This window comes from Xanthomonas sp. BRIP62411, from assembly GCF_003993525.1.
GTDB lineage: Bacteria > Pseudomonadota > Gammaproteobacteria > Xanthomonadales > Xanthomonadaceae > Xanthomonas > Xanthomonas euroxanthea.
Map to the genome: position 1 here is coordinate 169,111 of NZ_QEZI01000012.1, position 24,592 is coordinate 193,702.

Here is a 24,592-nt window from a genome sequence, read left to right on the forward strand (position 1 = left end):
ACCACTTGCGGGACACGCCGTGAACCCGTCCCTGGGGGCTCGGTGGCGGCATCCATGCCCCCACACGGTCCCGCAACCGGCGAGGGCACCGCACCAGACAGTTGGTCGGCCCTCATCTGAAAAGCTGCCTGTGGTGCGGCGTACATCAGACGCGGAGCCGATGCCTCAAGATCGAACAAGGCACACATCCAGCACTGCTCTTACATGCGCACCGACCATCTCCACAGGTCCTTGCCCGCTCACCGTCGCGGGACCTTACGCGGCATGGATGCCGCGTAAGAGCCTACATGGACGTACTTGCGGCGTGTCCTGCGATGGTGGGCGGGCAAGGGCCCTGCAGAAAAACGGCACATCACCCGCTCTACAGCTGATCTATCCGCAGAGCCGTCGATCGGCCACTCCTCCTTGCAGCGTGTCCCGCGATGGTGGGCCGGCAAGGATCCTGCAGAAAAACCACGAATCAACCGATCTGCACGAGACCTATCCGCGCCGCCCGAACATGCGCTTGTCCATCCGTAGCATCACCCACCGCAGCGGCGTCCACGCCAGGCACAAGCCGGCGAGGATGCCCAGCGTATCGGCCAACGCATCATAAGGATCCGCGCTGCGGTTGGTGGTCAGTGCCCCTTGCGCGATCTCGATGCCGATCCCCAGCAGCACCAATCCGAATGCCGCAGACAACAGCGCGCGCCGGGTGGCGAACAGCTGCACCGCCCCCCAGCACAACAACGCGAACGTCAAGAAGTGCTCGCCCTTGTCGCTGTTGGAAGGCAGTTCCGGAAACTCCGGCGGCGGCCCCATGCACACTGCAATCACCACCAGGATTGCGGCAATCCACAGGCCTACCCACAACCGTGGTCGATGGAACGGCCGCAGCGCCGGGCTTACAACCGCCATGTGAGATCGCCCGCCAGAAATGCCGGCGCAAAATCGACATCGCGCGCAAACCCCATCACCTGGAAGCGCTCGCCCATTTCGCTGGGTAAGGTCAGCCGCTTGATCTGTTCGCGCAAGCGCATGCGCCCTACTTCATCGGTGCGCGTATCGGCCTGTGCCAGCAACGCATCCAGGCCGTTGCCGAGCAGGAAGCTGGCTTGAGTGCAGTAGCCAGCCAACTCGAAACCGGCCCCGGTGCCAGCCTCGGCCAACGCGGTGAAGTCCACCGACGCGGTCAGATCCTGCAGGCCCGGCCAGCGATACAGATCCTCATGCATGCGATGGCGATAGAACGCGCGCAAGGTGCCGTCTTCGCGCTGTGCACGATAGAACTCGCCACGCGGGTAACCGTAGTCGACGAACAGCATCGCACCGCGCTTCAACCCGCCGGCCACGGCCTGGATCCAGTATGGCAACTGCGGCAGCAACTCGGAGCGATAGCCATCGGCGAAGGGCTGCCCCAGATAGCGTTCCAGGTGCCGTACCGCCGCGCCCAGCAATGCGTCGGCCGGCTGCTCGCCGCGCGCGAACTGCTGCTGCGCATCCAGCACCACGGTTTCCTCATACACCTCGCCGTCGCGCAGCGTGAAGCGTGGCGTGGGCAATGCGTCGATCACCTCGTTGGCGAACAGCACCCCATCCCAATCGTCCGGGAACGGACCGTCCAGCCATTCGACCAGGTCGAACACCGGCGGGATAAGGCTGCGTCCCAGCCGCTCACGCTGACGCTCGCGCAGGTCGGCGCTGGGCTCCAGGATTGCGTAACGCTCCGGTAGCGCATCCAGCTCGAGCAGGCGCTTGAGCGTGACTTCGGCGAATGCGCCGCTGCCGCCGCCCACTTCCAGCACGCGCGCCTGCGGCCCGAGCTGCTGCAGCACCGGCGCCAGCGCACCGGACACGGTGGCCGCGAACAAGGGTCCCAGCTCCGGCGCGGTGACGAAATCGCCGGCCTCGCCGAACTTGCTGGAGCCGGCGCTGTAATAGCCCAAGCCCGGCGCATACAACGCCAGCTCCATGAAACGCGAAAACGGAATCGCACCACCGGCGGCGGCAATCTCGGCGCGCAGATGCGCAGCCAGCTGCTCGCTGTGCGCCAGGGCGTCCGGATCGGGAATAGGAAGGTCGGCGTGCATGCGGGCACCGGTTGCGGGGACAATGCACAGGATAGCCGAGCCCTTTGCAACGCCGAGCGAGTACGCCATGACAGACAGTTCCAAGGTGGTGTTGATCACCGGTGCAGGTCGCCGTATCGGCGCGCAGATCGCCACCACGCTGCATGCGGCCGGCTACCGCGTTGCCCTGCATGCGCACCGCTCCGGCGAGGCGCTCGGCGCGCGTGTGGCGGAGCTTTGCGCGCAGCGCGCCGGCAGTGCGCAGGCCCTGCACGCCGACCTGCGCTTGCCGGAGGCGCCGGCGCAGCTGGTTGCCGACTGCATCGCCGCGTTCGGCCGCCTGGATGGCGTGGTCAACAATGCCTCCGCGTTCTATCCCACCGCGCTTGGCGCAGCGACGGCGGCGCAATGGGACGAGTTGTTCGCCGTCAACGCACGCGCGCCGTTCTTCATCGCCCAGGCGGCCGCCGCGCAGCTGCGCCAGCACCGCGGCGCCATCGTCAACCTCACCGACCTGCATGCGCAGCAGCCGATGCGCAACCATCCGCTGTATGGCGCGTCCAAAAGCGCGCTGGAGATGCTCACCCGCTCGCTCGCGCTGGAGCTGGCCCCAGAGGTGCGCGTCAACGCGGTCGCGCCCGGTGCGATCCTGTGGCCGGAGCAAGGCAAGTCTGCAGACGCCAGGCAGGCGCTGCTGGCGCGCACGCCGCTGGCGCGCATCGGCACGCCCGAGGAAATCGCCGAGGCGGTGCGCTGGCTGCTGGACGATGCCGGCTTCGTCACCGGCCACACCCTGCATGTGGATGGCGGCCGTCAGCTCAGTTGAGCTGCAACGACGCTAGCGCGCCACATCCAGCGCCGGGGCCGGATCCAGCTGCACCGTCGTGAACGCGACGCCGTGCTGCGGATGCGCCTGCCACAGCGCGGCCAGGGTCTGCCCGCTCAGCGGGTCGACGAAGTCCGGCGCGATATCGGCCAGCGGCTTCAACACGAAGGCATGCTTGAGCTCGGGCCGCGGGATGCGCAGATGTCCGGGGCCTTGGACGATGCAATCGCCGAAGAACACCACGTCCACATCCAGGGTGCGGTCGCTGAAACGCGGGCCGCTGCGATCGCGGCCGTTCACATCTTCCAGCGCATGCAGCCACTGGTCCAGCGCCGGCAGGTCCATGTCCGTGTCCAGCGCCACGGCGTTGTTGATGAAGTCCGGCCCGTCGAAGCCCACCGCCGGCGTGCGATACGCCGGGGAGATGGCAAGTGGGCCGAAGCGCGCGCGCAAGGCGTCGACGGCCAGGCGCAGGTAGTGGGTCGGCTGGACATTGCTGCCGAGGCTGAGAAGCACGGTGGTCATGCGTTATTCGCGCATGCAGCCCGCATCAGCGTCAACTGTTGCCATCGTGCCGCATGCGCCCATGCCCGCCCGCAACGCGCCAAACCCTGGCCTCAGGCCACTTCGAGCGCGTGCGCCACAGCGCGGAACACCCGGCGCATCTCCAGCGGTTTGCGCAGCACATGCACCGGGATATCCGGCGGAAAGTACGAACGTTGCAGCGGCGCGCCGACATCTTCGAGCACGATCGCCGGGCCGTGATAGCCCAGCTCCTGCATGCTCAACAATACGCTCACCGCCGACAGCTGGATGATGTCGCTGTCGATGATCACCAGGTCCGGCATCGCGTGCTGCTGCACCAGCTGCAGCGCCGCTGCGCCATCGCTGGCCAGCTGCGGTTGGTAGCCCTGGCTGGACAAGGCATTGCCCAGCAGCGACAGGCGCGTGGCCTCGCCATCCACCAGCAGCACGCGCTGCCCATGCCCCAATGCCAGCGGCGGCTCGGTGTCGGCAACCGTCACCGCGGCCGCACGCATCGGCACGATCATGTCAAAGCGCGTGCCCTCGCCCAGGCGGCTGTCGACCACGATGCTGCCGCCGTAGCTTTCCACGATGCGCTTGCAGGAAATCAGCCCCAGGCCGGTGCCATCGGCCTTGGTGGTGAAGAAGGGACTGAACAGGCGCGCGCGGGTGTCATCGCTCATGCCCACCCCGGTATCGGCCACGCTCATGCGTACCCGCGTGCCATCGTGGCGATCGGCCGACAGGGTCAACATCCCGCCACCGGGCATCGCCTGGATCGCGTTCAAGCCCAGATTGAGCAGGCACTGCTGCAACTCGGTGTAGTTGGCCTCGATGGTCAGATCCAGCGGGATCGTGTCCATCTGCAGGCGCACGCCGTCGGGCAGGCTGCTCTTGAGCAACATCTGCACCGCCTGGAACAGGCTGGCGATCGACACCTGCTCGCGCGGCTTGTTGGAGCCACGCACGAACGAGAGCATCGACTCGGCCATCTCGTGCCCGCGCCGGCCGCATTCGGCCACCACGTTGGCCAGCTGGCGCAGCTGCGGATCATCGGTGCGTCCGGCCAGCAGGTCGGGCACGATCAGCAACGGCTGCAGGATATTGCGCAGGTCGTGGCTCAAGCCGGCCGCCAGCATCGCCAGGCTTTCCAGCCGCTGCGCGCGCATCAGCTCGCTTTCCACGCGCTGGCGTTCCAGGTCGGCGCGCGCCTCGCGGATCGCACGGATCACCGCGCTCGGCAGGCGGGTCGGGTTGTGCTTGATGATGTAGTCGTTGGCGCCATCCTGCAGCGCCTTGACCGCAGTCTCCTCGCCCATGGTGCCGGAGACGAAAATGAAGGGCGTGGCGCCGTTCTGGCGCACCAGGCGCAGTGCCTGATGGCCGGAAAAACCGGGCATGCTCAGGTCCGACAGCACGATGTCCGGCTGGAATGCATCCAGCGCAGCGCGCAGCGACGGCTCGCTGTCCACGCGCTCGAATGCCGCATCCAGCCCGGCATCGAGCAGCTGGTCGGACAACAGCTCGGCGTCTTCCGGTGAATCTTCCACCAGAAGGATCTTCAGCTGCTCCAGTTTGCCCCCCTCATGCAGCATGGGTCAGTCCAGCTCCGGTGCCTGATTGATGACCGCCCAGAAGGTGCCGAGCGTCTTGACTGCGTTGAAGAACTGATCCACGTCCACCGGCTTGACCACGTAGGCATTGACGCCCAGGTCCCAGCTGCGGGCCAGGTCGCTCTCTTCGCGTGAGGATGACAGGATCACCACCGGCAGGCGCTTGAGCGTCTCCTCGCTGCGGATCTGCTTGAGCACTTCCAGCCCGTCCAGGCGCGGCATCTTGATGTCCAGCAGCAACACGGCCGGCAGGCCTTCCTCGCGATCGGCGAAGATGCCCCGGCGCAGCAGATAGTCCATGGTTTCCACGCCGTCCTCGACGTGCACGATGGGATTGGCCAGGCGGGCTTCGCGCAAGGCATCGACGGCCATTTCCGCATCGGCCGGGCTGTCTTCTGCCAGAAGAATGGTACGGATGGCGGTCATACAGTGAACTCTTGGTTGGGCGCTTCAAGCGCAGGGGGAAGCACGAAATAGAACGTGGCGCCTTCATCGACCGCGCCCTCGGCCCAGATCCGGCCGCCGTGACGCGTCAGCACGCGCCGCACGCTGGCCAGGCCGATGCCGGTGCCGGCGTATTCGCTGGCCTTGTGCAGGCGCTGGAACACACCGAACAACTTGGCGCTGTATTCCATGTCGAAGCCGGCGCCGTTGTCGCGCACGCTGAACTGATGGCCGCCGTCGGCCATCGGCGTGTAGGTGACCTCGATCCTGGCCACCGTGCGCTTGGCGCTGTATTTCACCGCGTTGCCAAGCAGGTTCATCCACAGCTGGCGCATCATGTTTTCGTCGGCCACCAGCACCGGCAACGGCGCGATATGCCAGTCCACCCGGTGGCCGGTGTTCTCGCTCTGCACGTTGGAATCCAGGATCGCGCGCGTTTCCGACACCAGCGACTGCATGTCCACCGCCTGCAGCCGCAGCGCGCTGCGGCCCAGGCGCGAGTACACCAGCAGATCGTCGATCAACGAGGCCATGCGCCGCGCCGAGCTGCTGATCACTTCCATGTAGTGACGCGATTTCTCGTCCGCCGCATCGCCCAGATGGCGCGCCAGCTTGTCGGAGAATCCAGCCACATGGCGCAGCGGCGCGCGCAGATCGTGCGAGACCGAATAGCTGAAGGCTTCCAGCTCGCGGTTGACCTCCGACACCTGCTCCACCTTGCCTTCCATCTGCCGGTTGAGCTCCTGGATGCGCAGCTGCGAGGCCTTCTGCAGGCTGATGTCGCTGACCGTCATCAGTACCACGTCTTCATCGCTGGTGTCCGGCAGCGGCATGCGCCGCGCGTTGATCAGCATGGTGCGCAGCACGCCATCGGCGGCGCGCTGCTCGTGTTCGTAATCCCACAACTCGCGGCCGCGCAGCAGCACGTCGGCCAGCCGCTGATGGATCTGCGCATCGCGCCACACGCCCTCGCCCACGTCGTCCAGCGCCATCGATTCGTTGCCGCGCTCCTCCAGCCCGTACAGCTCGGCAAACGCCGGGTTGTGCAGCAGGATGCGCTGACTGGAGTCCAGCAGCACGATCGGCTCGCGCACGGTCTGCAACACCGACGACGCGCGGCCGTTGGCGCGCAGGTATTCCTGCTCGGCCGCCAGGCGGCGACGGATCTGCCGCTGCAGCAACCAGGTCACCGTGCCCAGCAGCAGCAGCTGCACCACCAGCGTGGCCCAGCTCAACACCGCGTAATGCGCCCGCTCGGTCTCGGCACGCACGTTGCGCAACTCCAGCAGCTTGCCCTCGGCCTCCTGCAACTCGTCGATCAGCACGCGGATCGGGTTGTTCAGGGTCATGTCGTTGATCAGCGCGCGGATCTGCTCCGGGTCGGTGGTCACCGCAACCCGCTCGGCCAGCAACAGGCGCCGCTCGATGGTGCTCTGGATACGCCCCATCCGCACCTGTTGCGCGGGGTTGTCCTTGGTCAGCACGATCAACCGCTGCACCGCGTCCATTGACTCGCGCCGGCCGCGCCGCATGCGTTCCAGCAGGGCCGGGCGCTGCACGCCATGCGAGCGCATCAAGGCCGCCGATTCGGTGTCGCGCATCGCCGCTTCCAGACGCTGGGCGGTCTCCTGCACGTCCTGGCTATGCGAGACCCACACTGCGGCCTGGTTGGCGTTGTGCGCCATCTGCTGCAGCAGCAACGACGGCACCACCACAATCAGGAACACGGCAACCGCCAGTAACGGCAGGCGCCAGCGATCCCATTTGTCTGCTTGGACCGTTGTCTGCATTGCTAGGTCTGTGTCCGCTCGCTGCCAGGGCCCCGAAGGCAAGTCGGTATTGTGTCCGATCAGGCCAGAGATGAGATTAACGATTCAGCCTGGTCGCTCCGATGGCGACATAGCTGAATGGGCATATGATAAGTGCAGTAAACGTGAAAATGGCGCGAGCGCCCCGCCGCCCGTCGGCCTGCCTGCGTCGGGCGCAGACAACAAAAAGGCGCACTCCTGGGAGTGCGCCTCGTGCTCGGATCAGCCGCCTCGCCTCGGCTGGCCCGGCATTCACTACCGCTGCAATTACATCTTTGCAGCGACCACCTTCAGACCAGTGGACTTGACGCTCTTGACGCCTTCGATGCCCTTGGCAACTGCCACGGCCTTGTCGTGCTCGGCCTTGGTCGCAACCGTGCCGGTCAGGGTGACGATGCCGTTCTTGGTCTCGACCTTGACGTCGGTACCCGACACATTGTCGGTCGCCAGCAGGTCGGCCTTCACCTTGGTGGTGATCCAGGTGTCGGTGACCGGCTTCTTGGACTCGTTCATGCCGGCGGCATGGTCCTTGTGGTCGGCGTGTTCCTGCGGCGCGGCAAATGCCTGCGAGGCGCCCAACGCCAGACCCAGCGACAGCGCCACGGCCAGCAGCTTACGTACCTGTGTGATGTTCTTCATCGGATAGTCCCTCCTGTTGAATGTGGCTGGAGTCTGCAGTGGCGCTCGTCGTGCACACGTGACTGCCGGATGCAGGGGTTGTGAACCCGGCGCACACGGGTGTGTGCAATACCATGCAGGCCTCTTCCGTCGTTGCGATGAACCGTTTTCAATGCCTAAACCGTTCAATCTGGCCGTCGTCGGCTATGGCTATGTCGGCCGCACCTTCCATGCCCCGCTGATCGCCAGCACTCCGGGCCTGACACTGCACAGCGTGGTGTCGTCCAAGCCGCAGCAGGCACAGGCCGACTTTCCCGAGGTCGCCGTGCTTGCCGATCTGGAAACGGCACTGGCCGATCCCGCGCTGGATGCGGTGGTGCTGGCCACTCCCAACCAGACCCATGCGCCGTTCGCGTTGCAGGCCCTGGCGGCCGGCAAGCATGTGCTGGTCGACAAGCCCTTCGCGCTGGACGCCGCGCAGGCGCGCGCGGTGGTGGCTGCTGCCGCAGGGGCCGGGCGCATCGTCAGCGTGTTCCAGAACCGGCGCTGGGATGCGGACTTCCTGACCGTGCGCCGGCTGATCGACGAAGGCCAGTTGGGCGAGGTGGTGGAATTCCATTCGCACTTCGACCGCTTCCGGCCGCAGGTGCGCGACCGCTGGCGCGAGAGCGACATCCCCGGCGCCGGTCTCTGGTACGACCTGGGGCCGCATCTGCTCGATCAGGCGCTGCAGTTGTTCGGTACGCCGCAGGCGATCGGTGCGGATCTGCAGCGTCAACGCAACCAGGCGCGCAGCGACGACTACTTCCACGTCACCCTGCGGTATCCGCGGCTGCGCGTGATCCTGCATGCCGGCTCGCTGGTGGCCGACAGTGGCCTGCGCTTTGCCGTGCACGGCACCCGTGGCAGCTATCTCAAGCACGGGCTGGATACGCAGGAAGACCAGCTACGCGCCGGACGCCGCCCCGGAACCGCCGGTTGGGGGGTGGACCCACTCCCGGGCACGCTGACGCGCGTGGACGACGAAGGCCGCGTGCACACCCATCAACCCGACACCACGCCGGGCGACTACCGGCAGTGCTACGCCGCCTTCCGCGATGCCCTGGCATGCACCGGCCCGGCGCCGGTCAGTGGCGCCGACGCGGTGCAGGTGATGGAGCTGCTGGAGCTGGCGCAACGCAGTGCCGCCTCGGGCCAGGTGCAATGGCTGGAAGGCGCAAGCGCGGCTTCGCGCGGCTGATGCACGGCCGGGCGCCGGTGCAGGCGCCCAGCCGATATTCGGCATCGGCAATGACGCGCTCGCGTCCTGCGGTGCCACGTGCGGGCACCGCATCAATGCGCACTGCACTCAGTCAGCGGGCACGCCGGCAGTCGCCAGACACAGACGCGATGGAACAGACCTGCACTGCGCGCCATGCAGGCGCGCAGGCGTCGGCGCGATCGCTCAGACGTCCTTGCTGCCGATCGTCGGCGCGGCTTCCGTGGTGGTCTTGACCGCATGACCACCGAACTGGTTGCGCATTGCGGCCAGCAGCTTGTCGGTGAACGAATCCTTGTCGCGCGAGCGCAGGCGCTCCATCAGCGACAAGGTGATGATCGGCGCCGACACTTCCAGGTCGATCGCCTCGGCCACCGTCCAGCGGCCTTCGCCCGAATCGGCCACGAACGGTGCGATACCCGCCATGGTCGGATTGTGCGCCAGCGCATCGGCGGTGAGATCCAGCAACCACGAACGCACCACGCTGCCGTCGCGCCAGATCTCGGCGACCTGGTGCAGGTCCAGCGCAAAGTCGGTCTTGTGCTGCATCAGCGCGAAGCCCTCCGCATAGGCCTGCATCATTCCGTACTCGATGCCGTTGTGGACCATCTTGGTGAAGTGGCCGGCGCCGCTCGGACCGACCCGGCCCCAGCCCTTGTCCGCGGCCGGCGCCAGCGTGGCCAGCACTGGATGCAGCGTGGTCACCGCCGCTTCGTCGCCGCCCACCATCAGGCTATAGCCTTCCTGCAGGCCCCAGACGCCGCCACTGGTGCCGCAGTCGACAAAGGCGATACCGCTGGCCTGCAACAACGCGGCGCGGCGTTGCGAATCCTTGTAGTACGAATTGCCGCCGTCAATGACGATGTCGCCAGGCTGCAACAGCGGCAGCAACTGCGCCAGGGTGTCGTCGACGATCTTGCCCGCCGGCACCATCAACCACACCACGCGCGGGCTCGGCAGCGCGGACACCAGCGCGGCCAGCGCATCAGCGGTGACAATGCCCTTGGCCTGCGCACTGCGACGCGCGCTTTCGCCCGGATCGTAGCCATGCACGCGGTGTCCGCCGTGCACCAGGCGCTCGGCCATGTTGGCGCCCATGCGGCCCAAACCCACCATACCCAGTTCCATAATCGCTCCTCATGATCTGATCAGTGCAGGGTGCCATGCCCGGCGTACGCCGGCGTGGCGGAATTCTCAATGGATTGTTCCGCGGCGGTGCCGGCGCCGCACTGTTGCAGCTGCCAGTCGATCCAGCGCCAGTACAGGGTGCTGCGCAGGTTGTGCAAGGTCAGGTCGATGGCATACGGCGTGCGCGGGTTGCGATCGAGCAGGCGCGCCACGTGGTACCCGATCGGCTTGATGCCCTTGGGATGCACGTACACCAGAAAGCCCTGGTAGAACGGGTCATCCAGCAGGCCTTGCAGCGTTTGCAGGCGTACCTGCTGCTGCGGGTCGAGCGTGGCACGCAGCGCGTCATCGCGCTCGTACAGCAGCCGCTCGAAGCGCCGCTTGCCCGGACCGCGCAGCTCCCTGGCCAGCTCCCAGATCTGCCGGTTGCGCGCGTCGTAATGCGCCAAGCCGCCGTGCTGGGCCAGCGCCTGCGCGGCTGCGTCGCTCACATCCACCACTACGAAGTTCTCGGCCTGGTTGTGGATGTCGTCCAGGTACGCCTTGTCGAACACATGCGCAATGAACCCCGGCGCGCCGACAAATGCCTGGCGCCCCAGCTGCGCGGTCCTGACCGCCTTGCCGTCGGCGAAGAAGTCGCCGGCATGCGCACCCAGCAGGATGCTGTCGGTGTCGTGGAGGGTCAAAAAGGTGCCGATCGACAACTCGCCGGCGCTGAACACCTGATCGAATCCCGCATCGCCATACAGTTCGCGCTGCGTGGCCAATTGGGCCACCTGCCGTCCCACCCCGCATTCGGAACGCACCTGGCCGCGGTAGAACGCATCCAGCGCCTGCGCATTGCTGCCGCGCGGTTGATAGCCGCGCCCGAAACTGCGAAAGCCGCTCCAGCCCTGCGACGCCGCGCCGCGCCAGCCGAAGCCGATCCAGCCCAGTTGCAGCGCCGAAAACCGGTAGCCCGGGTTGTCCTGCAGCCGTGTGGCGGCGCGCCGCGTGGCCGCACCGAGTTCGAACGCGTACGCGCATTGGGTCGCCGTATCGTCCAGCAAGGCCACGAGCGTGGCGGCGCGTTGTTGCGCGTTCCAGCTGGCCGGCAGCGTCAGCTGCAGATCGCCGGCCGCGCGCGCCTGCGCCAGCGACGCGCGCGTGCATGGCTTGCCGCGCTGGATCACCGGCGCACTCACCGCAGCGTTGCCGATCTCCCAACCGAGCTGGCGCAACAGGGCATCGACGCAGTCCACCGGGGCCTTGCGCGCGGCCTCGCTCGGCGTGGCCAAGGCGGACTGCAGCAGCTGCGCGGCGAGCAACGCGGCCGCGCACAGGCGCACGCCGAGGCGACCACGCCGTCCATGCGGTGCAGCCGCAGGTGCGGCTGCGAACGCAGGCCGCATGCGTCCTGCCTGCAATCGCTTGCGGGAGCTGCGGAAAACACTCATCTAGTTGCGGTGACGCGGATCGGCAGCAAGGCGCTGCACCCTCAGACGTAGAAAGCCCCGGCAGGACCGGGGCTCGCTGGATTCAATACATCATTCTCAGCGACGTTCGCAGACGCGCTCGACCTGACGATTGCCATTGGTCTGCTGGCGATTGCCCTGGATGGTGCGGCCCGCTGCACCACCGGCGACCGCGCCAGCCACGGTGGCCAGCTTCTTGCCGTTGCCGCCGCCGACCTGATTGCCGAGCAGTCCGCCGATGGCAGCGCCGGCGACGGTGCCGCCAATCCGATTGGGATCGGTCGAGTTCTTCTGCACTTCGACATTGCGGCAGCGCACGCGCGTCCCGTCGCCGAACTTGCGGCCTTCATCTGCTTCGGTATAACGCTGCTGATGCGACCGCGTCTGCGCCTGCGCCAAGGTGCTCGTCGCCATCAACGCGATCAGGGACATACCCACGAGGGAATTGCGCATCTTCATCGTCTGTCTCCATCTCGCCCCTTCGGCGAGTCATGGTTCCACTTTCGCCAGTTGGTCGAGAACGCAACGTGAAGCGTGCGGCCAGCGATTCAGGCTTTGGCACAGAGCCTGAATCACGTCCTCACGGCTGTGTTGCCGGCTCGGTTTGCGGCACCTCGGCCGGCGTCGGTGACGGGTCTTGCGCTTCCACCGGCAACGGTGCCACCGGCGGCTGCGCGACAGGGGGCTGAGCGCCCGGTGCTGCAACCGGTGACGGCGCGGCAGCGGGCGTGTTGGTCGCCTCGCCCGTCTGAGCGGCCGCAGTCGCCGCAGGCATGGGGGCCGCCGGTGCCACTGGCATTGCATGCGCAGGCGATGGCGGCACCGCAGCTGCAGTCGCGGGCACCGCCTCGGTAACCTTGGGCAGATACGAATTCAGACGATCGAAGAACCGCTTGTAGAAGGCCGCGTCCTGCACCGTGGTGCTGGATACGCGCACCAGCGAATCGCCGCTGCTGCCCACCGGCAGCGACAGCGAGCCGAGCACGCCCACCCCGACGCTAGCCGAGGTCGAACTCTTCTTCAGCGCGTAACGGTCCTGCAATGCGCTGACGAACACCTGCGCCTTGCCGCCGTCCTGCGTGGCGCAGGAAATGCGCAGGTTGAGTTGTTCGCTCTGCTCGGCTTCCTTGAGCTGGAAGTTCTTGCTGCCCTCTACCGCGGCGGCATCGGCACGCGTCACCGCATAGCCCTGGCTCAACAACACCCGTCGCGCGGCCTCGCAGGCCTGCGGCGAGGTGGCTGCCACATTGCGCGAATAGGTGTCGTCGGAATTGAACGACTCGCGCATCAGCATCGTGTCGCCCTTGCTGCCGCCGCAGCCAGCCAGGGTTGCCAGCGCGCCAAGCAGGGCGCCGTGCGCAATCAGGGAAGAACGAGACATGGAGACATTCCGGCATCCAAAACCGGCACAGAGCATAGCCGCAACCCATGTGCGCGCGGCGTCGCCTGGCCGGCTCAGGGCAACGGCGGTTCATCCACTGGCAGTTGCAGGTCCAGCTGCAGGCGGCTGCCGTCTGCACCGATGCGCTCGGCGCGCAGATAGTGGTGCGCACGCACCGCCGCCAGCGCGACCGGCGCCCGGCACGGCTCGCCCCACAGGCTCAGGGCGAATCCCTGCGCCTGCAGCCACACGGTGAGGCGGTCCCAGAGCGGCTGCTCGGCCTGCAGGATCAGGTCCAGATCCGCCGGCCCCTCCGGCACCGACGCCGGCGACTCCAACCAGCGCGCGTAGCTGCCGTGCACCTCCACCGGCAGGCCGTTTGCCCGCAACGCATGCAGCAGCTGCGCTGCCTGCTGCAGGTCCAGCCGCGCACGGCAGTGCTGGAAGATCAGTGCGTATTCGTGGCTGCGATCGCTCTGCGTGCCTGCAGGCGCCAGCGCTGCGCCCGGCCGCCGGTAGCACAGCACCCGCTCCTCGCGCAGGGTGAACAGGCTGGCAAGGATCCGCCCCAGATCCCAGGCCTGCGGGATCACCCGCCCGCCGACGACGACGTTCTCCACCATCGCCACACCGAACCCACCCGGTCGCAAGCGCTTGCGCAGCGCATGCAATACCGCGCGCATGCCGGACAGATAGCCCGCGTAATCGGCACTGGCGTACAGCTGCCCGGGCAGCACCTCACCGTGCCAGCGGCAACCGAAATACGGCACGTTGGTCAGGCACAGGTCGATCGCCGCGGCAGGCGCGGTGTCGACCAGCGTGCCGACCACCACCGGCGCCTGCACGCCGTGCCGCTGCAGGCGCGTGCGTGCCAGTTGCGCGCGTGCGGCATCGATCTCCATGCCATGCGCGCCACGCCCTTCCAGCGTGGCCGCCAGCAGCGTGCTGCCGAATCCGCAGAACGGGTCGAACACCTGCGCGCCCGGCGCGCTGAAGTGCCGCACGAACGGGCGCATCTGGTTGACCCAGCCACAGTCGCGCCCGCCAAGTGGATCGGCTGCGCGCAACGCCTCGGGCAGTGCCCAGGACGGGTCATCCGGTGTGGGCGTCCACCAGCTGCGCTGGTCGAGCTCATCCACCGGCCGGCTCCCACAGCACATCGGCATCCGGGTCCCAGCCCGCACACAGGCGGCCATTGGCAAAGAACACCAGCTTGTAGAGGTCGCCGGTGGCATGGCGTGCGTGCATGGCCGCGTAGTCGGCACTTTCGAACACCACGTCCAGGCTGTCTTCGCTGCGCATGCGCAGATTCCAGAAGTAATAGCCTTCGGTCATGCCATCCGCCTGCCAGCGCGACCACCACCGCTGCTGCATGCAGTCCGCCAACAGGCGCTCCATGCCGATGCGATGCTGCGCGATGTACCGCCAGGTGCCGTTGCTGCGGTACGCATCGTCCAGACGCGACAGTTCGCGAAAGATCACCTGTGTGGCGCCACAGCTGCGCGCCCACGCGAGGTACTGCGCCACGGCATCGGCAGTGTCCACCCCGCCCCGCTGCACGATGCAGACCAGCCGCACCGGCAGGTGCGCTGCAAGGCGTTGCGCCGTGCGCGCAAAAGTGGCCGCATCGGCAATGGGTTCGCCGGGACGAAAGCGCATGATCGCGTCGTTGCCGGCCTGCAGCGGGTGGTGGCGCGACAGCTCGATCCACGACAGGCCGAACTCGACCAGGGCATCGATCAGCTGTGCCCCCTGCGCGCGCGCAAGGCCTGCGCCATTGCTGTACAGCACGCGCTGCTCCACGCGCGGGCCGTTGGGCGTCGTCGCCAGCGTCTGCAGCAGGGTCTGCAACCAGTCCGGATCGTCGGTCATCTCCAGGCCGGACAACGAATACGACAACGGCACCTCGTGCAGCAGCTGCAAGGCAGCGCGCAACTGCGCAAAGTAGTCCGGCCCTGGCCGCAACATCGCTGCTGCCGCGCCACCATGATGCTGGCGCAGGTTTTCCGAGCAGAATCCGCAGCGCGCCGAGCACGGCCGTACCGACGCATACGGAGTGAACGTGATCGGCAGCGCTACCCGGTACGCGCGCGCACCGATGCGCAGTGCATGCCATCGACCGCTCTCGCCCTGCTCCGGCACGCGCCGCCACAGGCTGGGGGCGGCGGCGCGCAACCCGGCCAGCAGCGGCGAGGCAGACAGCAACGCGTTGTCATCGATCGCGCGCATGGCGGTGCCTGCGTGGCGAACGTCAGCGGCGCGCGGCGTCGGCACGTGCGCGCACCTGTTCCAGGGTCCACTCCTGCTGCATGACGCCGTTTTCCCACACCGTCACCAGCGCATCGTCGCTGTCTGCATGCGTGCCGACGTCGTCCAGCAACGCGCTGCGATAACTGCCGTCGCCGCGGTTGCGCAGCAAGGTCAGCCGACCGCGCTTGCTCTGCTTGCCCTTGTCGGTGACCGGGTCCTTGTAGACATCGATCCATTGGCCGTCCACGCGCACGGCCGAGCACTTCAGCGCGAACTTCTGCGTATCGCGATCCACCTTCTGCAACAGCGCACCGCCCATGCCGAAGGCGACGTTGTCGGCGGCATACCCGGCAGCGGTGATGCGTTCGAGGATCGCGCGCAGCGACTGTGGATTGATGCCATCGCCCTGGATCACCCGCACATGGTTGAGCACCTTGTAGCCCTTGCCGTTGAGCCGATGGCCGAAGGCCTCGTCCAGCAGCACCAGGCAGTGCTCGACCACGTCCACCGGGTCGCCCGAATCCGGGCGGATCACCACCGTCGCACCAGAGGCGATCACCTGCTCGCGCAAGGCGGTGCCCCAATGCTCGCGGATCGCGTGGTAGATGTCGTAGCTGTCCGACACCACCGCCACCAGCGAGCCGGGACGCGCGAACTGCGTCAGCATGTTGCGGTACGCATCTGCCTCGCGCTCGCGGCCCCAGCTGGTGATGGTGCTGTGCTCGGCGGCGGGAATCGAATACCCCGCCACCGGCGTGTGGTAGTGCGCACGCGCCAGCAACAACGCCGACAAGGTATCGGTGCCGAGGAAGTTCACCAGATGCGCCGCACCGCCCAGCGCGGCCGAGCCAAGACTGGAGACACCACGCGCGCCGAAGTCATGCAGCTTGAACGGCAACTGCCCTTCCGGATCGTCGCTGGTGCGCTGCAGGTAATCGCGCACGACCTGCTTCACCTGCCAGCTCACCGTTGCCACCGTCACCGGGTACCACACGCGCAACAGCAGTGTTTCCAGATACGACGGCACCCAGAACGCCTTGGGATCGGTGGATTCGATCGTCATCAACACATTGTGCGTGGGCACGACCGCGCCTTCGGGCACGGCGCGGATGCGGATCGGCAGTTGCCCGCCGAGACGATCGACGATGTCGCGCCAGCCGGCTTCGTTGAACGGCTCGCCATGCGCGGCCAGCAAGGCCTTCGCATCGTCGATGTCTGCATGCGTCACCGGCCGGTTGATCGCCTCCTTCAGGATCGACTGCAGGCCGAAGAACACGGTCTGGTCGTAGACGCCACCGCGGGATTCGACATAGAAAAACGCCGCATCGGTGCCAGGTGGATACTGCAGCCAGTGGCTGGCCTTGTAGCTGTCGGTGTTGAGCAGCAGGTTATCGAGGTAATGCATGACGGAAGCTCCTTCGCGTCGGGTGAACCGGCGGTCTGTCCGCCGGCGGGAGGCTACGGTTCGAGCCGATCTTGGATTGCGCGCGGATGCCTTTGGTGGACGACGGCACGCGCCCGTTGTCGCTCTCAGCCGCGACCCAGAAAGAATTCGAGGATATGCAGGTGATCTTCGTACAGGCGCGGCCCCATCGCCATCACTTCGGCAAGCGGAATCCAGCGCGCCTTGTCGGCATCGTCGCCCCCGCGCACCGCAGGCAACTCGCCGGCCGGAAACTCGAAGTGGAAGGCATGGGTGATGGTGCGCCCGCGCAAGCTGCGCTCGGGGTGATCGAACACCTGGCGCCCACGCAACGACCCCTTGAGCACCGGCACCGGCACTTTCAGCCGGGTTTCCTCGCGCAGCTCGCGCAGGCAGCCATCCAGCAGGCCTTCGTCCTGGCCGACGAAACCGCCCGGCAATGCCCACAGGCCCTTGCCCGGCTCGGCGCGGCGACGCACCAGCAGCACGTGGCCCGAATGCACCACCACCGCATCGGTGGTGACGAAGGTCGGCGGATACGGGGCGTCCTTCCACGCGGCGCGATACTGCTCGATGAAGCGGTATTCGGCCACCAGCTGTGCGTAGCTCGGCGAATTGCGCCGGAACGCTTCCAGCATGTCGTACACCGGCGCCGGCACATTGCCACGCAGCATCAGCAGCCCACCGTGGAAGCCGATCTCGCCGGCCTCGAACAGGTAGCGGCGCAATTCGGTGGCCGACAGCGTGGCGGTATGTTGCACGTCTTCCAGCGGCCACTGCGGAAACTCGCGCAGGTAATAGCTGCTGGCGTCCTTGTCCATGCCGATCAGGCCGATGCGTGCATCGAGCGTGCCGCCATCGGCCTGCACGGCCTCGGCAACCTGCCGCTGCACCTCGGCAATCCACAGGCTTTCGTTGTACAGATGGTCGCGCAACGGGCGCAGGATCAGCCGCGGGCTCTCGCCCGGCAACGCGGACTCGATCATCACCGCGCGTTCGGCGACGGTCCACGGATTGCGAATGGTGCGGGGGGTGTCGGCAGAGCCGATCAACACGATGAGCTTGTTCGCCTTGCCCAGCGCATGGCGGGCGACGGCGGCGTGGCCGTTATGAAAGGGCTCGAAACGCCCGATGAACACGAGATAGTCGTACTGCGATGCCATGAGAATCCCTCACGGTTGGCTAGGCAGCCAGCGGTCTATCCGCTGGCTTGCTGCAAATGCTACGCCGATGCGCGATAACGTCAAGCCGGCGCGGTGTCGCAATGACATTTCGGTCATGCAGGCCGATTAGACTCGCCGATTGGTCCTTGAGGAATCCGCCTGCATGCCACGCTTGTCCTTTCGCGCTATCTCATATTCCTTGCTCGCCGCACTCGCGCTGCTGTGCATCGCCCTGCCTGCATTGGCCGCACCCGCGCCTGTGCCCTTGCGGGTGATGTCGTTCAACGTGCGCGTGCCGGTGGACACCGACGGTGACAAGCGCTGGGCCGTGCGCCGCACGGCGATGGTGGCATCGATCGAACAAGCGCACCCGGACGTCTTCGGAATGCAGGAACTGGTGCAGGAGCAGGCGCAGTATCTGGCTGCACAGCTGCCTGATTACCGCTGGTTCGGCAAGGGCCGCGACGCCGACGGCAACGGCGAACACATGGGCGTGTTCTACGACAGCCGCACGTTGTCGGTGGTGGAATCGGGCGACTTCTGGCTATCGGAAACGCCGCAGGTGCCCGGCAGCCGCAGCTGGAATACCGACCTGCCACGCATGGTGACCTGGGCCCTGTTCGAGCGCCGCAGCGACAAGCGCCGCTTCTATCTGCTCAACACGCACTTCGCCCACCGCGACCAGGACGAGGCCGCCCGCGAGCACAGCGCGCGCGTCATCCTGTCGCGCATCGCGTCGCTGCCGGCCGACATGCCGGTGGTGCTGACCGGTGACTTCAACAGCGATCCTGACCAAGGCACCTACCGCATCCTCACCGCCACGCTTGGCGATGCACGTGCCCGCGTCTCGACGCCGCAAGGCCCGGAAAAAACCTTCCAGGACTTCACCACGCAACCGACCCGACGCATCGACTGGATCCTGTTCCGTGGCCTGACACCAACACGCTTTTCCACGCTAGATACCCGCCCAGGCGGTGTGTTGCCCTCCGACCACTACCCGGTGCTGGCCGAATTCGCCTGGCCGCATTGATCGTGCCGGCGAGGTGACGCTGTCACGATGCCGGCCCGTCTGACGGCACGCAGGTCAATCGCGTTGCAGCCAATCGACCAGCGCTTGCAGCATGGTCGATGGCGCGGGCCCGTGACGCAGCACGATCGATAGTTGCCGAGGTGCCCAGGCTTCATCCAGGGGCACCGTCACCAGCCGATCGCGCACGCATGAGCGTTGCACTGCGGCGTGCGGAAGAATCGCCACGCCCATGCCTTGTGCGAGCATGCGGCACAACGCGTCGATGCCTTGCACCTTTGCACGGGTGCGCAACTGCACGCCGGCGCGGTTCACGTGTACGCGCAGGTGCCGCTGCAGGGCGCTGTCGCCGGCCAGGCCCAGCGTGTCCATTCCGGCCAGCTCGTTCAATCGCAGCGTCGAGGCGCCAGCCAGTGGATGCGTGGCAGCCATCACCAGCACCAGCCGATCCTCACGGAACGGCAGCACCTGCAGGCCACTGACATCGGCATGGCCTGCGACCACGGCGATGTCGGCGCGTTCCTCGCGCACCGCATCGGCGGCTTCGTCGCTGCCCTGCTCGGTCAACGCCAGATCAAGCTGCGGGTGTGCGATGAGAAAATCCGCCAGCCGTTCGGGCAGCCATGCCGACAGCGCCGCGGTATTGGCCGCCAGCCGCAGCGTCACCTGCCCGCCGCCACCGTAGCCGCCCAGCTCCAGCTGCAACGCCTCGGCCTGCCGCTGCAACTGCCGTGCGTGCCGCAGCAACACACCGCCAGCCGGGGTCAGGCTGACACCGCGGCGCCCGCGTTCCAGCAGGACGGCGCCCACTTGCAGCTCCAGCGCACGAATCCGCGCGCTGGCAGCCGCCAACGACAACGCCGCCCGTTGCGCGCCGGCAGTGATGCTGCCTGCCTCGACCACCGCGATGAACAAGCGTAGATCGACAAATTCCAGATGCATGAGCGCTCCACAGGCACGTGTACGTCAATCGATGTGCACCGGCCGCCGACAAGGCAGCTTGGTCAAACCGCCACCTAGCTGGCCATGGATCCTTCCACGCCCCCGCGTCCCGTGCCTCAGCCTTCGGCTGTACCGAAGCCTGCATCAAACAATCCCGCATTGTCCGCCGCGGAACAAGCCCGGATCCTTGCCTGCATGGAGACCTTGCACACCCATTGGTATCTGATCGCAGGTATTTTCTTGCTGGCTGGCTGGGTCAAGGGCGTGGCCGGAATGGGCTTGCCGACCGTGGCAATGGGGCTGCTGGGTCTATGGCTGACACCTGCCGAGGCAGCGACGTTACTGGCGCTGCCTTCGCTGGTGACGAATGTGCAGCAAGCCTGGGGACCAGACACGCTCGCCCTGTTGCGGCGCCTGTGGCCATTGCTGGCAACCGTGACGCTCGGCGCCTGGCTGAGCGCAGGAGTGATGACAGGCGCCGATCCCACCCTGGTCCGCGCCGGGCTGGGCGTGCTGCTGGCGCTGTATGCCCTGCTTGGGCTGGCTCGCCGCCAGTGGACGCTGCAGGCGCGTCACGAACCCTGGGCCGGACCAGTGGCCGGGCTGGTCACCGGTCTGTTGAGTGGCGCCACCGGCGTGTTCGTGCTGCCATCACTGCCTTACCTCACTGCATTGCAGCTCCCGCGCGAGTCGTTGATCCGGTCTTTGGGCTGGTGTTTCGGCGTTGCGACGCTGGCGCTGGCCGTCGCCCTGGCCTGGCACGGTGCGCTACCGGGCGCGGCGATCGCTCCGTCACTGTGGGCGCTGCTGCCCACCGCCATCGGCATGTGGCTGGGTGCCTGGGTGCGCCATCGCATTTCCGCCGAGACGTTCCGGCGCTTTTTTTTCGCCACGCTGCTGGTGCTCGGCCTGCAAGGCATCTGGCAGGCAATGGCGTAAGGTCACATCGGACGCACTGAACACTGCAAGGCATACCGGTACGGCAGCCGGCTGGTCGATCCGCAATCACACCCGCTCGCGCCGGCAAGACCGATATGAAGAGTCGGCCAACAAAAACGCCACCGCAGTGCGGTGGCGTTTTTTATTCCTTCAACCCGATGGAGTCGCCGGGCGCTCGGCAGACGATCAGTCGGCCCAGCGTCCCGGTGCGGTCGACTGCGGCAGCACCTGCGCCGACAGCGGTTGGTCCTGCGACAGCAGGCCCAGCGCATCGGCCAGGATGGCGGCCGATTCGTGCAGCAACGGGTCCGGGCGCTTTTCCGCGGCCTTTTCGCGTGCGGTGTCCTTGACGATGTCGCGCTCGTTGCCGGTCAGGCCGTCGTCGCTGTCTTCGGCAAGCGGATCCAGCGGCAGGCCCAGCTGCTTGCGCAACTGCTGGCGGTCCTTGCGCTGCTGATCCTGCTTCTGACGCTCGGCAACGCGCTCGGCCTCGTTCAACGAAATGTACTTCTTGGCCTTCTCATCTCGGAACTGCTTGACGTCCTCTTCCCACCACTGGAACTCCTTGTCGGTGGCGATACGCGCGGTGTGCAGGACCTGCAACTTGGGCAGCAGCGGCGCGAAGTTGCCGTACTGGGTATGCGGCGCGGCGGCAATGCGCGTCCACGGCAGCGCATTGTCGTAGGTGCTCTCGCCGAACTCGGTGGCATCCACACTGGCCGGGAATGCGATGTCCGGCACCACGCCCTTGTGCTGGGTACTGGAGCCGCTGACGCGGAAGAACTGCGCGATCGTCAGCTTGACCTGCCCATAGCGCTGGCCTTCTGCAGCCGGCCAGCGGTCCAGGTCGACGATGTTCTGCACCGTGCCCTTGCCGAAGCTGGTTTCACCGATCACCAGACCGCGACCGTAATCCTGGATGGCGCCGGCAAAGATCTCCGACGCCGACGCCGAGCCGCGATTGATCAACACGCCCAGCGGACCATCCCAGGCGACCTTGGGATTGCTGTCGCCATTGACGGTGACGCGGCCGCCGGATTCGCGCACCTGCACCACCGGACCCTGCTCGATGAACAGGCCGGTGAGCTCGATCGCTTCGTCCAGCGAACCGCCGCCGTTGTTGCGCAGGTCCAGCACCACGCCGTCGACCTTGTCGGTCTTGAAGCCGGCCAGCAGCTTGGCGACGTCGCGCGTTGCCGAGGCATAGTCGGTCGCGTTGCGGCGGCGGCCTTCGAAATCCTGATAGAAGCCCGGCAGCTTGATGATGCCGATGCGACGCTCCGGCTCGCTGCCCTTGGCCGGCAGGGTGATGGTTTCGCCCTTGGCGGCCTGTTCGGCCAGTCGCACCTTCTGCCGGGTCAGCGTCACCGTGCGGTGCTTGCCGTCGATGCCCGACTCGGCCGGGATGTATTCCAGGCGCACCTGGGTGTCCTTGCTGCCGCGGATCTTGGACACCACATCGTCGATGCGCCAGCCGATCACATCCTCGATCGCGCCGTCCTTGGCCTGGCCCACGCCGACGATGCGATCGCCCGGCTTGAGCGTGCCATCCACCGCCGCCGGACCACCCGGGATCACCTCGCGGATCACCACCATGTCGTCCTGCTTCTGCAGCTGCGCGCCGATGCCTTCCAGCGACAGTGACATCTGCTGATTGAAGTTTTCGGCCGTGCGCGGGGTGAAGTAGTCGGTGTGCGGATCGACCGCATTGGTGTAGGCGTTGAGGAAGAACTGGAACACGTCCTCGGCCTTCAACTCGTTGACCGAATCGGCCAGCGCGGCATAGCGCTTGTCCAGCGTCTTGCGGATGTCCTCAGGCTTCTTGCCGGCCAGCTTCAGGCGCAGCCAGTCGTTCATCACCGACTGGCGCCACAGCACGTCCAGCTGCTTGTCGTCGGCGGCCCACGGCACGTCCTTGCGGTCGTACTCGAACTTGTCGCTGCCGGTGAAATCGAAGTCCTGCTTGAGCAGGTCGCGCGCGTACTTGACGCGCTGATCCACACGCTTCTTGTAGACCGAAAACACCTGGAACGCCGGATCCAGCTTGCCGCCGCGCAACGCATCGCCCACACCCGCTTCCAGCGGCGCAAAGCCGGTGATGTCGGTCTGGGTAAAGAACTGTTTGCTGCCGTCCAGGGTTTCCAGATAGCGCTTGAACACGTCCTTGGTCATCGCCTCGTCCAGCGTGCGCGGACGGTAGGCGTAACGGCTATCGGAGAGCAGGCCATAGACCAGCTTGGTCGCGGTGGCCTGGTCGGGCGTGGCTGCGGCCGGCAAGGCCGTATCGGCGCGTGCGAGCAATGCCATCGGGGTGGTCAACACCAGCGCCAGCAGGCCGGCCTTCATGGACGCAGAAACGTTGTAGGTCATCGAATGGCTCTCGGCACAGGGCCGACGAAAGAAAGGCGGTGAACGGATCGGACAGCATGACAGTGCCGAAAGTTGCTGGCGTTGTCATCCGCTGGCTGAATCAGCCTAGCGCCGGGCCTGTAGCGGATTGTGAACGCGACCGTACCCTGCAGGCCAGAACGCGAAGGCCGGATACGACAAGACCCCGCAAGAGGCGGGGTCTAGTGCGTCGCTCGGCATCGAAATCGTTGCAACCGCTCGCACGCAGTTGCCACGTGGGATGCGCCCGGCCAGCACGGAGCCGCGCTGCCAGACGGCGCATCTGCCCGGGCTGGCGACCGCAGCCGCCTGAGCACGGGGGCGATCGCCTGCCTTAGGCAGCCACGCCGGCGCCGGCCGCCTGCCGGTCGGCATGGTACGACGAGCGCACCATCGGTCCGGAGGCGACGTGGCTGAAGCCCAGCGCATTGCCGTACTCCTCCAGCGCCTTGTATTCCTCCGGCGTCCAGTAGCGCATCACCGGATGGTGGTGCGGCGTCGGCTGCAGGTACTGGCCGATGGTGATCATGTCCACATCGTGCGCGCGCAGGTCGCGCAAGGTGGCCTGCACCTGTTCCATCGTCTCGCCCAGGCCGAGCATGATGCCGGACTTGGTGGCGATGGACGGATGCTGCGCCTTGAAGCGCTGCAGCAGGGTCAGCGACCACTGATAGTCGGCACCGGGACGCACGTTCGGATACAGGTCCGGCACGGTTTCGATGTTGTGGTTGAACACGTCCGGCGGGCTGAGCGCCAGGATCTCCAGCGCGCGGTCCATGCGGCCCTTGCCGCGGAAGTCCGGGGTCAGGATCTCGATGCGGGTCCTGGGTGAACTGACCCGGATGGCCGCAATGCAGTCGACGAAATGCTGGGCACCGCCGTCGCGCAGGTCGTCGCGGTCCACGCTGGTCACCACCACGTACTTCAGGCCCATGTCGGCCACGGTGGTGGCCAGGCTGGCCGGCTCGTTCGCATCCGGCGGCTTGGGCCGACCGTGCGCCACATCGCAGAACGAGCAGCGCCGCGTGCACACCTCGCCCAGGATCATGAAGGTCGCGGTGCCGTGGCTGAAGCACTCGTGGATGTTCGGGCAGCTGGCTTCCTCGCAGACCGTGACCAGGCGGTTTTCGCGCAGCTTGGCCTTGAGGTTCTGCACTGCATTGCCGGACGGAATCCGCACGCGGATCCACGACGGCTTGCGCAGCACCGGCGCATCGACGAACTGCACCGGCGAGCGATTGATCTTGTCGCCACCGATCTGCTTGACGCCGGTCTGCAACGGCGCAGGTGCGGCGGAGTCGCCGGAGACGACCTGCAAGGGAATGGAACGGGCGATAGGCTGGGTCATGGCAATAAC

General features: G+C 66.7%; 22 protein-coding genes. 4 read left to right on the forward strand and 18 right to left on the reverse strand.

Annotated features, from left to right (window positions below; all coding sequences use genetic code 11):
- Window positions 1–480 precede the first annotated feature (480 nt).
- Window positions 481–897 (reverse strand): VanZ family protein, encoded by a 417-nt coding sequence (locus EO139_RS11130; RefSeq protein ID WP_104583797.1) that lies wholly within the window; start codon window positions 895–897, stop codon window positions 481–483.
- A complete protein-coding gene (locus EO139_RS11135; RefSeq protein WP_206515138.1) occupies window positions 885–2,138 on the reverse strand; it encodes an SAM-dependent methyltransferase in 1,254 nt (417 codons plus the stop codon). The genes EO139_RS11130 and EO139_RS11135 overlap by 13 nt, the downstream gene beginning before the upstream one ends.
- On the opposite strand from EO139_RS11135, the gene EO139_RS11140 reads away from it, so the two are divergent.
- The gene (locus EO139_RS11140; RefSeq protein ID WP_115676035.1) at window positions 2,137–2,874 is read left to right on the forward strand and encodes a pteridine reductase; all 738 of its coding nucleotides are present in this window, start codon (window positions 2,137–2,139) and stop codon (window positions 2,872–2,874) included. The genes EO139_RS11135 and EO139_RS11140 overlap by 2 nt on opposite strands.
- 12 nt (window positions 2,875–2,886) lie before the next feature.
- Here EO139_RS11140 and folK read toward each other — a convergent pair whose 3' ends face one another.
- The 5 genes from folK to EO139_RS11165 all read right to left on the reverse strand — a co-directional run bounded on the left by folK (window position 2,887) and on the right by EO139_RS11165 (window position 7,903).
- Window positions 2,887–3,399 carry a 2-amino-4-hydroxy-6-hydroxymethyldihydropteridine diphosphokinase gene (gene folK / locus EO139_RS11145; RefSeq protein ID WP_126970628.1) on the reverse strand — a complete coding sequence of 171 codons (513 nt, stop codon included), beginning with the start codon at window positions 3,397–3,399 and terminating at the stop codon, window positions 2,887–2,889.
- 92 nt (window positions 3,400–3,491) lie between these two features.
- A complete protein-coding gene (locus EO139_RS11150; RefSeq protein ID WP_119129579.1) occupies window positions 3,492–4,994 on the reverse strand; it encodes a hybrid sensor histidine kinase/response regulator in 1,503 nt (500 codons plus the stop codon).
- A 3-nt stretch (window positions 4,995–4,997) separates the two neighbouring features.
- The gene (locus EO139_RS11155; protein WP_104583792.1) at window positions 4,998–5,438 is read right to left on the reverse strand and encodes a response regulator; all 441 of its coding nucleotides are present in this window, start codon (window positions 5,436–5,438) and stop codon (window positions 4,998–5,000) included.
- The gene (locus EO139_RS11160) at window positions 5,435–7,246 is read right to left on the reverse strand and encodes an ATP-binding protein (RefSeq protein WP_104649206.1); all 1,812 of its coding nucleotides are present in this window, start codon (window positions 7,244–7,246) and stop codon (window positions 5,435–5,437) included. Before EO139_RS11160 ends, EO139_RS11155 begins: the two co-directional genes overlap by 4 nt.
- Before the next feature lie 285 nt (window positions 7,247–7,531).
- On the reverse strand, window positions 7,532–7,903 hold the full coding sequence (locus EO139_RS11165; protein WP_164739034.1) for a BON domain-containing protein: 372 nt from the start codon (window positions 7,901–7,903) through the stop codon (window positions 7,532–7,534).
- Window positions 7,904–8,054: 151 nt separating this feature from the next.
- Here EO139_RS11165 and EO139_RS11170 point away from each other — a divergent pair, with 151 nt between their 5' ends.
- The gene (locus EO139_RS11170) at window positions 8,055–9,122 is read left to right on the forward strand and encodes an oxidoreductase (protein WP_126970630.1); all 1,068 of its coding nucleotides are present in this window, start codon (window positions 8,055–8,057) and stop codon (window positions 9,120–9,122) included.
- A gap of 204 nt (window positions 9,123–9,326) precedes the next feature.
- On the opposite strand, the gene gnd is transcribed toward EO139_RS11170, so the two are convergent.
- The 8 genes from gnd to EO139_RS11210 form a co-directional block, all read right to left on the reverse strand.
- Window positions 9,327–10,268, reverse strand: a complete 942-nt coding sequence (gene gnd, locus EO139_RS11175; protein WP_104649208.1) for a phosphogluconate dehydrogenase (NAD(+)-dependent, decarboxylating) — start codon at window positions 10,266–10,268, stop codon at window positions 9,327–9,329.
- A gap of 20 nt (window positions 10,269–10,288) precedes the next feature.
- Window positions 10,289–11,590 (reverse strand): hypothetical protein, encoded by a 1,302-nt coding sequence (locus EO139_RS11180; protein WP_126970658.1) that lies wholly within the window; start codon window positions 11,588–11,590, stop codon window positions 10,289–10,291.
- Between the two features lie 210 nt (window positions 11,591–11,800).
- On the reverse strand, window positions 11,801–12,181 hold the full coding sequence (locus EO139_RS11185; RefSeq protein ID WP_104583789.1) for a glycine zipper 2TM domain-containing protein: 381 nt from the start codon (window positions 12,179–12,181) through the stop codon (window positions 11,801–11,803).
- 121 nt (window positions 12,182–12,302) lie between these two features.
- Entirely contained in the window at window positions 12,303–13,103 is an 801-nt protein-coding gene (locus tag EO139_RS11190) for a DUF2242 domain-containing protein (protein ID WP_164739814.1), read from the reverse strand.
- A 74-nt stretch (window positions 13,104–13,177) separates the two neighbouring features.
- Window positions 13,178–14,242: a DNA methyltransferase gene (locus EO139_RS11195; protein ID WP_126970634.1), complete on the reverse strand. Its 1,065-nt coding sequence runs from the start codon at window positions 14,240–14,242 to the stop codon at window positions 13,178–13,180.
- Window positions 14,235–15,332: a hypothetical protein gene (locus EO139_RS11200; protein WP_126970636.1), complete on the reverse strand. Its 1,098-nt coding sequence runs from the start codon at window positions 15,330–15,332 to the stop codon at window positions 14,235–14,237. The genes EO139_RS11195 and EO139_RS11200 overlap by 8 nt, the downstream gene beginning before the upstream one ends.
- 22 nt (window positions 15,333–15,354) lie before the next feature.
- Entirely contained in the window at window positions 15,355–16,758 is a 1,404-nt protein-coding gene (locus EO139_RS11205) for a nicotinate phosphoribosyltransferase (protein ID WP_126942830.1), read from the reverse strand.
- 125 nt (window positions 16,759–16,883) lie between these two features.
- A complete protein-coding gene (locus tag EO139_RS11210) occupies window positions 16,884–17,939 on the reverse strand; it encodes a bifunctional nicotinamide-nucleotide adenylyltransferase/Nudix hydroxylase (RefSeq protein WP_104649212.1) in 1,056 nt (351 codons plus the stop codon).
- Window positions 17,940–18,102: 163 nt separating this feature from the next.
- Here EO139_RS11210 and EO139_RS11215 point away from each other — a divergent pair, with 163 nt between their 5' ends.
- Window positions 18,103–18,969, forward strand: a complete 867-nt coding sequence (locus EO139_RS11215; RefSeq protein ID WP_126970638.1) for an endonuclease/exonuclease/phosphatase family protein — start codon at window positions 18,103–18,105, stop codon at window positions 18,967–18,969.
- 54 nt (window positions 18,970–19,023) lie between these two features.
- On the opposite strand, the gene EO139_RS11220 is transcribed toward EO139_RS11215, so the two are convergent.
- Complete coding sequence (locus EO139_RS11220; protein WP_126970640.1) at window positions 19,024–19,908, reverse strand: LysR substrate-binding domain-containing protein; 885 nt, start codon at window positions 19,906–19,908, stop codon at window positions 19,024–19,026.
- 195 nt (window positions 19,909–20,103) lie between these two features.
- Between EO139_RS11220 and EO139_RS11225 the strand changes: the two genes are divergently transcribed.
- A complete protein-coding gene (locus EO139_RS11225) occupies window positions 20,104–20,847 on the forward strand; it encodes a sulfite exporter TauE/SafE family protein (RefSeq protein WP_126970660.1) in 744 nt (247 codons plus the stop codon).
- 186 nt (window positions 20,848–21,033) lie between these two features.
- Here the strand turns inward: EO139_RS11225 and EO139_RS11230 are convergent, their stop codons facing one another.
- Entirely contained in the window at window positions 21,034–23,193 is a 2,160-nt protein-coding gene (locus EO139_RS11230) for a carboxy terminal-processing peptidase (protein WP_206515142.1), read from the reverse strand.
- Between the two features lie 376 nt (window positions 23,194–23,569).
- Window positions 23,570–24,583, reverse strand: a complete 1,014-nt coding sequence (gene lipA, locus EO139_RS11235; protein ID WP_119129570.1) for a lipoyl synthase — start codon at window positions 24,581–24,583, stop codon at window positions 23,570–23,572.
- Window positions 24,584–24,592: the final 9 nt, after the last annotated feature.